The sequence below is a fragment of the Mycobacterium sp. TH-M116 genome, from assembly GCF_057473685.1.
The window spans coordinates 1-9,947 of record NZ_JBYCLC010000100.1 but is presented as its reverse complement, the minus strand read 5'-3'; the positions used below and the strand labels follow the sequence as shown (position 1 = coordinate 9,947).

Genomic DNA, 9,947 nt, shown 5'->3' with positions numbered 1-9,947 from the left:
ACCCGGAAATGATCCGGGGCCTCCAGCTCGCACATCGCATGGCCCTGGCACAGGTCCAGGTCGGCCTCGACTCGAAAACCCATCGGCCATCTCCTATCTGCGGCGGCGGTAGCGCACCGTGGCGGGCCGGGCCAACTGCACCACCATCTTCGAGTGGTCGTTGTGATAGCTGTCGGGCGCCTGGGCCATCTCGAAGTCGTACTCGCGCAACAGAACCGAGAAGATCGCCTTGATCTGCATCTGGGCGAACGCCGCGCCCACACAGCGGTGTCTGCCCGCGCCGAACGGAATCCACGTCCACCGGTTCACCAGGTCCTCCTGGCGGGGCTCCTCGTATCGCCGCGGCTCGAAGTCGCCGGGGTTGGGGAAGTCCTCGGGGATCCGGTTGGAGATCGCCGGCGAGGCCGCGACGAAATCGCCCTTGTGGATGGGATAGCCCTCGACCTCGAACTCGCCCTGAGCCACCCGCATCAGGATGATCAGCGGCGGGTGCAGGCGCAGGGTCTCCTTGAGGACGTTCTCCAGCTTCGGGATCTGGCGCAGCGCATGGAAGCTCACTTCCTGCCCGTCGGCGTAGAGCTCGTCGAGCTCCTTGACCACCTCCGCGTAGGACTCAGGGTGTCGCATCAGCTCGATCAGCGTCCACGCCGAGGTGCCCGAACTCGTGTGGTGCCCGGCGAACATCAACGAGATGAACATCCCGGTGACCTCGTCGGCCGAGAACCGCGCGTTGCCCTGCTCATCGGTGATCGACACCAGCACGTCGAGCATGTCGCGGTCGCCCTTGTCCGCCGGCGGGTTGGCGATGCGCTGGTTCATGATCTCCTGCACCAACGCCACCAGGCCTTTTCGGGCTTCGTCGCGGATGCGGAAGCTCTCGATCGGCAGATACGGGTCGACGTAGCACAGCGGGTCCGTGCCGCGCTCGAGCTGGTGGTAGAAGTGCGCGAACCGCGAGTCGAGCTGGTTGCGGAACTTGGTGCCGATCAGGCACGCGGTCGAGGTGTAGATGGTCAGTTCGGCGAAGAAGTCCAGCAGGTCGATCTCGCCCTCGTCGCACCAGTTCTCGATCATCCGGTGCACTTCGCGCTCGATGGTGGTGGCATGGCCCTTCATGTGCTCACCGCGCAGCGCTGAGTTGTGCAGCATCTCCTTGCGCCGCTCCGGGCTGGCGTCGAACACGACGCCCTTGCCGAAGATCGGCGTCATGAACGGATAGGCTTGCGCCTGGTCGAGGTCCTCGTCGGCGGAGCGGAAGAAGAACTCGTTGGCCCCGGCGCCGGAGAGCAGGATGACGTGCTTGTCCGCCAGCTGGAACCAGCCGACGTCCCCGCACTCGTCGCGGACCCGCCGCATCAGCCCGATCGGATCGGTGCGGAACTCCTCGAGGTGGCCGTGTTCTTCTTCGCCGCCGGAAACCCGCGGCACGACTGCGGTGATGGTCATTGTCCTGGCATCCCTTCCTCGCCGAGTGCGAGCTTCTGGCGAGATGTGTTGTCGGCCAACGGCGCCTCGGGCGCAAGCTCCATGTTCGCGATGAAGCCACCGCGCGGTGTCTCGGCGACGAACGTGATGGCGCGTGCCAGGTCGGCTGCCCGCAGGAAGTAGTCGTGGCGGGCCTGACCCCACCTGGCCCAGTCCTGCAGCGCCGGGCCGATCTTCTCCGCCGGCAGGCTCCAGCCCATCGACGTCTTCGTCGGGCCGGGATGCACGATCGAGGCGCGCACGCCGGTGCCCTCGAGTTCCATCTGGAAGTTGGTGACCATCGCGACGAGCGCGGCCTTGGCCGCACCGTAGGCGCCCATGTGCGGCCGCTGGCGCAAGGCCACGTCGGAGCCGACGAAGATCAGGTCACCGCGCCGGCGCTCGAGCATTCCCGGCAGCACCGCGCCGGCCAACCGGAACGCGCCGACGAGATGGATCTGCAGCTGCGATTCGAATTCGTCGTCCGCGATCTCGGCGAGTTTGCCGAAGGAGGTATCACCCGCGCCGGTCACCAGCACCTCGATCTCGCCGATGGCCTCGACTGACTGCGCGACGAAGGAGTTCACGGATTTCGGATCGGTGACGTCCAAGTGGAATCCGACCGCCTGGCCGCCGTCGGCGTTGATCTTGCCGACGATGTCGTCGAGCTTGCCGACGCGGCGCGCACCCAGGGAGACCGGGAAGCCGTGGGCAGCTAGCTCGATGGCGGTCGCCTCCCCGATGCCGGAGGAGGCGCCGGCCACGATCGCCGGCCGGCGATCGGGCAGGGGGTCGAATCGGGGCATTCAGCGGACCTCCACGGTCATCGGCAGATGGGCGAAGCCGCGGACATTGCTGGAGTGGACGCGGACGGCGGTGGCCTCGTCGACCTCGAACCCGCGGATTCGCTTGAACAACTCGGTGAGGGCCACCCGCGCCTCCATGCGGGCCAGGTGCGCGCCCAGGCAGAAATGCGCCCCGCTGCCGAAACTCAGTAGCCTGGGCCCGATTTCGCGTCCGATCACGAATTCGTCGGGGCGGTCGAACACCCGCTCGTCGCGATGCCCCGAACCGGGCAGCAGCAGCAGGACGTCGCCCTCGGGAAGAGTGGTGTCGTAGAGGGTCAGCTCGCCGGAGACCGTGCGGGCCAGGATCTGGCTGGACGTGTCGTAGCGCAGGGTCTCCTCGACCCACAGCTGCACCCGGGACAGGTCGGCGTAGACCGGCGTCAGCTGGTCGGGATTCCTGTGGCCCCAAAACGCGGCATTGGCAAGAAGTTTGGTGGTCGTCTCGTTGCCGGCGATCACCATCAGGAACATGAACCCGAGGACTTCGTCGTCGGTGAGCCGGTCGCCGTCGATCTCGGCTTCCAGCAGTGCCGTGGTCAGATCGTCGGTGGGCTTCTCGCGCCGCTCGGCCACCATCCCCTGGTAGTAGACGATCAGGTTGAGGGAGGCCTCGACGGCCTCCGGCGGGACGTCGGTGACCCCCTCCTCGCGGTGCATCACCCCGTCGGCCCAGGCCCGGACCTGCGCCCGGTCGGGTTCGGGGACCCCCATAAGCTCGGAGATGACGTCCATGGGCAGCTTGCCGGCGAACTCGTCGACGTAGTCGACGCAGTTGCCGGCGCCGTCCGCTGCAGACCTGGCCTTGTCCAGCATCGTGTCGAGGTGCCGTGTCGCGATCTCGGTGACGCGGGGCTCGAGTTCCCGGATCCGGCGTGGGGTGAAGCCTTTCGACACCAGGGTGCGCAGCCGCAGGTGGGCGGGGTCGTCCATCGCCAGGAACGACATCGTCTTGGACGCGTGCGGGCCGCGCGACGCCGGGTCCAGCGAGACGCCGTACTTGTTGGACAGGGTGGTGCTGTTGCGGAAGCCCTGCAGCACGTCGCTGTGCCGCGACACCGCCCAGAACTTCAGTTCCTCGTTGCGGTACAGCGGGGCCTCGTCGCGCAGCCGCCGGTAGTACGGGTACGGATCTTCGTGGACGTCGTAGTCGTAGGGATCGAGCACCAGCTCGTGGTCACCCACATGCACGGTCATTCGCTGTCCTGGCTTGCCTCTGCGGCGCCGGTGAGGATGAGCTTCACCACGTAGGCCAACCGGTCGGCGATCTCGCGATAGGTGAACTCGCCGCTGCCGGCATGAACCAGCGCACCGAAGAACGACATCTCCAGTGCCGCCACGGCGGTGGGATCGGCGTTGGGGCCCATGGCGGACGTGATGCGACGGTGGATCTCCGCGCCGATCCGGTCGCGCGCGGCGCGCACCGCCGGGTCGCCACCGCCGCTGAGCAACGCCGTCGTGCAGGCCGCGCTGACCTCCGGCTCGTCGGCGACCACCAGCGCCAGGTGGCGCAGCACCATCTCCACCCGGGTGGACATGGAGTCGTTGACGTCGGTGAAGAACGGGACCTGCCGGACCAGGTCCAGATAGACCTCGGCGATCAGGTGGTTCTTCGACGAGAAGTAGGTGTACGCGGTGGCCGGGGCGACCTTGGCGCGCGCCGCCACCGCGCGCACCGTCAGGTCCGCGTACGACGTCTCACGCAGGGTTTCGATGCCGGCGGCCAGCACCTTGCGAAACGTCTCCTCCTGGCGGCGGTTACGCGGCGCTTGACCGGCGTGCCGCCCAGCCTGAGATGGCGTCGTCACCCCCACATCGCTGGACACCTGTCCAAGCTAACGGATCGACGCGGCGCCTGGCAAGGCCGCGCCTGAAATGCCGCGCTCAACGGCCAATATCTGCGCGGTTGCGCGCCGTTCCCGGCATCGCCCCTTGCACCGCCACCACCTGGAGGACTAGGGTTCCCTGGGACAATACCGGACAAGTGTCCACTTGATGTTGTGCGGGTTCCGGGCCCGCGGTCCGCCACGCGAAGACGGGAGCGCGAGATGGCCTTGCTGGCCGACGGCGTGAGTCAGCTTTTCATCGACGGCACGATGTCGGCCGGCAGCGCCGGCACCTTCCCGACGATCAACCCCGCGACCGAGGAGGTGCTCGGTGTCGCCGCCGACGCCGGCGCCGACGACATGGGCCGCGCCATCGAGGCCGCGCGGCGCGCCTTCGACGAGACGGACTGGTCGCGCGACACCGCGCTGCGGGTGCGGTGCGTGCGCCAGCTGCGCGAGGCGATGCGGCAGCACCTCGAGGAACTGCGCGACCTGACCATCGCCGAAGTCGGCGCGCCGCGGATGCTCACTCAAATCGCCCAGCTCGAGGTGCCGGTCAACGACCTAGCGTTCGCGGCCGACACCGCCGAATCCTACGAGTACAACCAGGATCTCGGCGAGGCCGCGCCCATGGGCATTCCCACCCGGCGCACCATCGCCCGCGAGGCGGTCGGTGTCGTCGGCGCCATCACCCCGTGGAACTTTCCCCACCAGATCAACCTTGCCAAGATCGGGCCCGCGCTGGCCGCCGGGAACACCGTCGTCCTCAAGCCCGCCCCCGATACCCCCTGGTGTGCCGCCGTGCTCGGGGAGCTCATCGCCGAGCACACCGACTTCCCGCCCGGTGTCCTCAACATCGTCACCTCCAGCGACCACGCCGTGGGTGCACTGTTGGCCAAAGACCCTCGGGTGGACATGATTTCGTTCACCGGGTCGACTGCGACCGGCCGCAGCGTGATGTCCGATGGCGCCGCGACCATCAAGAAGGTCTTCCTCGAGCTGGGTGGCAAGTCGGCGTTCATCGTCCTCGACGACGCCGACCTGGGCGGTGCGGTGGGGGTGGCCGGGTTCTCGGTGTGCATGCACGCGGGGCAGGGCTGCGCGATCACCACCCGGTTGGTGGTGCCGCGGGCGCGCTACGACGAAGCCGTCTCCATCGCCGCCGCCACGATGGCCGGTATCAAGGCCGGCGACCCCACCGACCCCGGAACCATCTGCGGGCCGGTGATTTCGGCCCGCCAGCGTGACCGGATACAGGGCTATCTCGACTCGGCGATCGCCGAGGGCGGGACGTTCGCGTGCGGCGGGGGCCGTCCGGCCGACCGGGACGTCGGGTTCTTCATCGAACCCACCGTGATCGCGGGGCTGGGCAACGACGCGCGTTGCGCGCGGGAGGAGATCTTCGGCCCCGTCCTGACGGTGATCCCGCACGACGGCGACGAGGACGCGGTCCGCATCGCCAACGACTCGCCCTACGGACTGTCGGGCACGGTCTTCGGCGCCGACCCGCAGCGCGCGGCGCGGGCGGCCGGGCGGGTGCGCGCGGGCACGATCAACGTCAATGGCGGCGTGTGGTATTCGGCCGATGCGCCGTTCGGTGGCTACAAGCAGTCCGGAAACGGTCGCGAGATGGGTCTGGCCGGTTTCGAGGAGTACCTGGAAATCAAGACCATTGCCACGGCAATCAACTAGAGGAGCTTGACGAGCATGCGGTTCGAGAACAAAGTCGCCATCGTCACCGGATCCGGGGGCGGGATCGGCCAGGCGTACGCCGAGGCGCTGGCCCGGGAGGGCGCCGCGGTCGTCGTGGCCGACATCAAGGCCGAGGCCGCGGAGGCGGTGGCCAAGCAGATCGCCGCCGACGGCGGCACGGCCCTGGCCGTGCCGCTCGACGTCTCCGACCCTGCTTCGGCCAAGGCGATGGCCGACCGCACGCTGGCCGAGTTCGGCGGCATCGACTACCTGGTGAACAACGCCGCCATCTTCGGCGGTATGAAACTGGACTTCCTACTGACCGTCGACCCCGAGTACTACAAGAAGTTCATGAGCGTCAATCTCGACGGCGCGCTGTGGTGCACTCGCGCGGTGTACAAGAAGATGGCCAAGCGCGGCGGCGGGGCGATCGTGAACCAGTCGTCCACTGCGGCGTGGCTGTATTCCAACTTCTACGGCCTGGCCAAGGTCGGCATCAACGGCCTGACCCAACAGCTTTCGCGAGAGCTGGGAGGCCGCAACATCCGGATCAACGCGATCGCGCCAGGACCGATCAACACCGAGGCCAACCGCACCACCACGCCCCAGGAGATCGTCGCTGACATCGTCAAGGGGCTGCCGTTGTCGCGCATGGGAACTCCCGACGATCTGGTCGGGATGTGCCTGTTCCTGCTGTCCGATGAGGCCGCCTGGATCACCGGGCAGATCTTCAACGTCGATGGCGGGCAGATAATCCGGTCATGACGCAACCATCCGAGAGCATGCGGGTCGGCTACGTCGGCCTGGGCAACATGGGCGCGCCGATGGCGAAACGGCTGGCCGGCTGGCCGGGCGGGCTGACGGTCTTCGATGTGCGCGCCGAAGCGATGATGCCGCTGGCCGAGGCCGGCGCGACGCCGGCGGGCGGCGTGGCCGAGGTCGCCGCGGCCGACCTCGTCCACGTCACCGTCCTCGACGACGCGCAGGTGCGTGAGGTCGTCGGCGAACTGGCGGCCGGGGCGAAGCCCGGCACGGTGATCGCGATCCACTCGACGATCGCCGACACCACCGCCGCTGAACTGGCCGCGGAGCTGAAGCCGCGGGAGATCCACATCGTCGACGCCCCCGTGAGCGGCGGCGCCGCCGCCGCCGAAAAAGGCGAACTCGCCACCATGGTGGGCGCCGAGCGGGGAGTGTACGAGCGGATCAAGCCGGAGTTCAAGCAGTGGGCGTCGCTGGTCATCCATGCCGGCGAGCCGGGCGCGGGAACGCGGATGAAGCTGGCCCGAAACATGCTGACGTTCACCTCCTACGCCGCGGCGTGCGAGGCGATGAAGCTGGCCGAGGCGGCCGGGCTGGACCTGCAGGCGCTGGGCCGGGTGGTCCGCCACACCGACGCGCTCACCGGCGGGCCGGGGGCCATCATGGTGCGTGACAACATGAAACCCCTTGAGCCGGAACATTTTCTGTACCAATCCTTCGTGCACGCGCGTGGCCTGGGGGAGAAGGACCTGAGCCTGGCGCTGGCGCTGGGCGAGGCGGTGTCGGTCGACCTGCCGCTGGCCCAGCTGGCCTTGCAGCGGCTGGCGGACGGCCTCGGCGTAGCGCATTCGGAGTGATGGGAGACGCAATGGACGAACTTCGCCGCACGGGCCTGGAGAAGATGAACGAGGTCTACGGCTGGGAGATGCCCAACATCGAGGGCGACCCGTACTTCGACCTGACCGTCGACCACCTGTTCGGCAGGATCTGGACCCGGCCGGGACTGTCGATGCGCGACAAACGCATCATGACGTTGACGGCGGTGACCGCCATCGGAAGTCGCGACCTCGCCGAGATCCAGATCAACGCCGCGCTGCTCAACGGGGAGCTCGCCGAAGACGAACTCAAGGAGATGGCCGTCTTTCTCACCCACTACCTCGGCTTTCCGCTGGGTTCGGCGTTCAACGGCGCTGTCAGCGCCGTGGTGGCCAAGCGTAAGAAGGCCGCGGCGAAGGGCGCCGGTGAGGACAAGAAGGCCAACGTGGAGGCGGCGTTGAAGATGAACGCCGGTGAATCTGACAACTGAGGACGGTCGATTCGCGCTGGTGGTGAGACGCTTCCCGCCGCGCCCGGAGACCGCGGTGCCGGAGTTCGTCGAAGCCATCGAGACCGTTACTGCCGAGGTGGCTGATCGCGTGCGGCGGCTGCCCGGCTAGTCTGACGTCTCGTGCGCGTCCTGGTGATCGGCTCCGGTGCCCGTGAACATGCCCTGCTGCTGGCGCTGCAGAGAGATCCAGAGGTCACCGCACTGGCCGTCGCTCCCGGCAATGCCGGCACGGCCCGGATCGCCGAGCAGCACGACGTCGACGTCACCTCGAGCGAGGACGTCGTCGCCCTGGCGCGCTCGGTCCGCGCCGACCTGGTCGTCATCGGGCCCGAGGTTCCGCTGGTGCTGGGAGTGGCCGACGCCGTGCGCGCCGCCGGCATCGTGTGCTTCGGGCCAAGCCGGGAGGCCGCTCGCATCGAAGGGTCCAAAGCGTTCGCCAAGGATGTCATGGCGGCATCGGGCGTGCGCACCGCAGCCAGCGAAATCGTCGATACCCCAGCGCATCTGGATGCCGCCCTGGAGCGGTTCGGGCCGCCGGCCGGCGACCCGGCCTGGGTGGTCAAAGACGACCGCCTGGCTGCCGGCAAGGGCGTGGTGGTGACGGCGGACCGAGATGTCGCGCGCGCCCACGCCGCCGGGTTGCTCGAGGCCGGTCACCCGGTGATGCTGGAGTCCTACCTGGACGGCCCCGAGGTGTCGCTGTTCTGCGTGCTCGACGGCAAAACCGTGGTGCCCCTGCTTCCGGCGCAGGACTTCAAACGCGTCGGGGAGGGCGACACCGGACCCAACACCGGTGGCATGGGCGCCTATGCGCCGCTTCCGTGGCTGCCCGACGGCATCTACCGGGACGTGGTCGCCACCATCGTCGAACCCGTTGCTGCCGAGATGGTCCGGCGCGGATGCCCGTTCAGCGGATTGCTCTACGTCGGACTCGCGATCACCGCGAGGGGGCCCGCGGTGGTCGAATTCAACTGCCGCTTCGGCGATCCGGAGACCCAGGCCGTGCTGGCGCTGCTGGAGTCCCCGCTGGGGCAGTTGCTGTATGCCGCGGGCGCGGGCACGCTGGCCGACTTCGGCGCGTTGCGCTGGCGTGACGGTGCCGCGGTCGCGGTGGTGCTGGCGGCGGAGAACTATCCCGGGCGGCCGCGGGTCGGTGACGTCGTCGTCGGCTCGGACGCCGGTGGGGTGCTGCACGCGGGGACGGCACGCCGCGGCGACGGCGCGATCGTCTCGTCCGGCGGCCGGGTGCTGTCGGTGGTGGGCACCGGCGCCGATCTGTCGGCGGCGCGCGCCAACGCCTACCACATCCTGCGTTCGATTCGTTTGCCGGGCAGCCACTTCCGAAGCGACATCGCGCTGTTGGCGTCCGAAGGCAAGATTCGCGTCTAGCGCGCCTCAGAAACCCGTGGCCTGCCCGTCGCGGCGCGGATCGCTGGCCGCGAGGTACCCGCCGTCGAGGCGCCAGATCGCCTGGCAGCTGCCGAACTGGTTATAGTCCCCGACGGACACCAGGTCGTGCCCGCGCCGGTGCAGCTCGTCGAGCGTGGCCGGCGGGAAGCCCCGTTCGCAGCTGACCTGCATGCCGTCCACCCACCGGAACCGGGGTCCGTCGCACGCCGCCTGCGGATTCTGGCCGTGGTCGGCGATCCGCACCATCACCTGCACGTGGCCCTGGGGCTGCATGGTGCCGCCCATCACCCCGAAGCTCATCACCGGCGAGCCGTTCTTGGTCACGAAGCCCGGGATGATGGTGTGGTAGGGGCGCTTGCCGGGCCCGACCCGGTTCGGATGACCTGGTGCAGTAACAAAGTTCGCGCCGCGATTCTGCAGCGAGATTCCGGTTCCCGGCACGACCACGCCGGAGCCGAACCCCATGTAGTTGGACTGGATCATCGACACCATCGCCCCTGCGGCGTCGGCGGCGGTCAGGTACACGGTGCCCCCGCCCGGGGTGCCCGCACACGCCGGCCTGGCCTGATTCCGGTCGATCAGCGCGGCGCGTTGTTTCAGGTACTCCCGGTCCACCAGGTG

General features: G+C 68.5%; 12 protein-coding genes. 6 read left to right on the top strand and 6 right to left on the bottom strand.

Going from position 1 to position 9,947, the window contains the following annotated elements; translation table 11 throughout:
- From AC2VOK_RS04935 to AC2VOK_RS04915, 5 genes are all read right to left on the bottom strand, one after another.
- Positions 1-83, bottom strand: an 83-nt coding sequence (locus AC2VOK_RS04935; RefSeq protein ID WP_428899492.1) for a ferredoxin, incomplete at its 3' end; no start/stop codon positions are given.
- A 10-nt stretch (positions 84-93) separates the two neighbouring features.
- Positions 94-1,440 (bottom strand): cytochrome P450, encoded by a 1,347-nt coding sequence (locus tag AC2VOK_RS04930; protein WP_428899491.1) that lies wholly within the window; start codon positions 1,438-1,440, stop codon positions 94-96.
- A 2-nt stretch (positions 1,441-1,442) separates the two neighbouring features.
- Positions 1,443-2,270 (bottom strand): SDR family oxidoreductase, encoded by an 828-nt coding sequence (locus AC2VOK_RS04925; protein WP_428899490.1) that lies wholly within the window; start codon positions 2,268-2,270, stop codon positions 1,443-1,445.
- Positions 2,271-3,506, bottom strand: a complete 1,236-nt coding sequence (locus AC2VOK_RS04920; RefSeq protein ID WP_343709795.1) for a cytochrome P450 — start codon at positions 3,504-3,506, stop codon at positions 2,271-2,273.
- Positions 3,503-4,135, bottom strand: coding sequence for a TetR family transcriptional regulator (locus AC2VOK_RS04915; RefSeq protein WP_428899489.1), 633 nt, complete (start codon positions 4,133-4,135; stop codon positions 3,503-3,505). The genes AC2VOK_RS04920 and AC2VOK_RS04915 overlap by 4 nt, the downstream gene beginning before the upstream one ends.
- A 222-nt stretch (positions 4,136-4,357) precedes the next feature.
- Between AC2VOK_RS04915 and AC2VOK_RS04910 the strand changes: the two genes are divergently transcribed.
- The 6 genes from AC2VOK_RS04910 to purD are packed head-to-tail and all read left to right on the top strand — an operon-like array spanning position 4,358 to position 9,305.
- A complete protein-coding gene (locus AC2VOK_RS04910; protein WP_428899488.1) occupies positions 4,358-5,827 on the top strand; it encodes an aldehyde dehydrogenase in 1,470 nt (489 codons plus the stop codon).
- 15 nt (positions 5,828-5,842) lie between these two features.
- On the top strand, positions 5,843-6,592 hold the full coding sequence (locus AC2VOK_RS04905; protein WP_428899487.1) for an SDR family oxidoreductase: 750 nt from the start codon (positions 5,843-5,845) through the stop codon (positions 6,590-6,592).
- Positions 6,589-7,446, top strand: coding sequence for an NAD(P)-dependent oxidoreductase (locus tag AC2VOK_RS04900; protein ID WP_428899486.1), 858 nt, complete (start codon positions 6,589-6,591; stop codon positions 7,444-7,446). The genes AC2VOK_RS04905 and AC2VOK_RS04900 overlap by 4 nt, the downstream gene beginning before the upstream one ends.
- 11 nt (positions 7,447-7,457) lie before the next feature.
- Positions 7,458-7,895, top strand: a complete 438-nt coding sequence (locus tag AC2VOK_RS04895) for a carboxymuconolactone decarboxylase family protein (protein WP_428899485.1) — start codon at positions 7,458-7,460, stop codon at positions 7,893-7,895.
- Entirely contained in the window at positions 7,879-8,025 is a 147-nt protein-coding gene (locus AC2VOK_RS04890; protein WP_428899484.1) for a hypothetical protein, read from the top strand. The genes AC2VOK_RS04895 and AC2VOK_RS04890 overlap by 17 nt, the downstream gene beginning before the upstream one ends.
- A gap of 11 nt (positions 8,026-8,036) precedes the next feature.
- On the top strand, positions 8,037-9,305 hold the full coding sequence (gene purD, locus AC2VOK_RS04885) for a phosphoribosylamine--glycine ligase (protein WP_428899483.1): 1,269 nt from the start codon (positions 8,037-8,039) through the stop codon (positions 9,303-9,305).
- A 6-nt stretch (positions 9,306-9,311) separates the two neighbouring features.
- Here purD and AC2VOK_RS04880 read toward each other — a convergent pair.
- On the bottom strand, positions 9,312-9,947 hold a 636-nt coding region (locus AC2VOK_RS04880), incomplete at its 5' end, for a gamma-glutamyltransferase (RefSeq protein ID WP_428899482.1).

Excerpts from the sequence above, each read along its gene's own strand:
- AC2VOK_RS04925 (WP_428899490.1), bottom strand. The coding sequence starts at position 2,270 with ATGCCCCGATTCGACCCCCTGCCCGATCGCCGGCCGGCGATCGTGGCC.
- AC2VOK_RS04920 (WP_343709795.1), bottom strand. The coding sequence starts at position 3,506 with ATGACCGTGCATGTGGGTGACCACGAGCTGGTGCTCGATCCCTACGAC.
- AC2VOK_RS04910 (WP_428899488.1), top strand. The coding sequence starts at position 4,358 with ATGGCCTTGCTGGCCGACGGCGTGAGTCAGCTTTTCATCGACGGCACG.
- AC2VOK_RS04905 (WP_428899487.1), top strand. The coding sequence starts at position 5,843 with ATGCGGTTCGAGAACAAAGTCGCCATCGTCACCGGATCCGGGGGCGGG.
- AC2VOK_RS04900 (WP_428899486.1), top strand. The coding sequence starts at position 6,589 with ATGACGCAACCATCCGAGAGCATGCGGGTCGGCTACGTCGGCCTGGGC.
- AC2VOK_RS04895 (WP_428899485.1), top strand. The coding sequence starts at position 7,458 with ATGGACGAACTTCGCCGCACGGGCCTGGAGAAGATGAACGAGGTCTAC.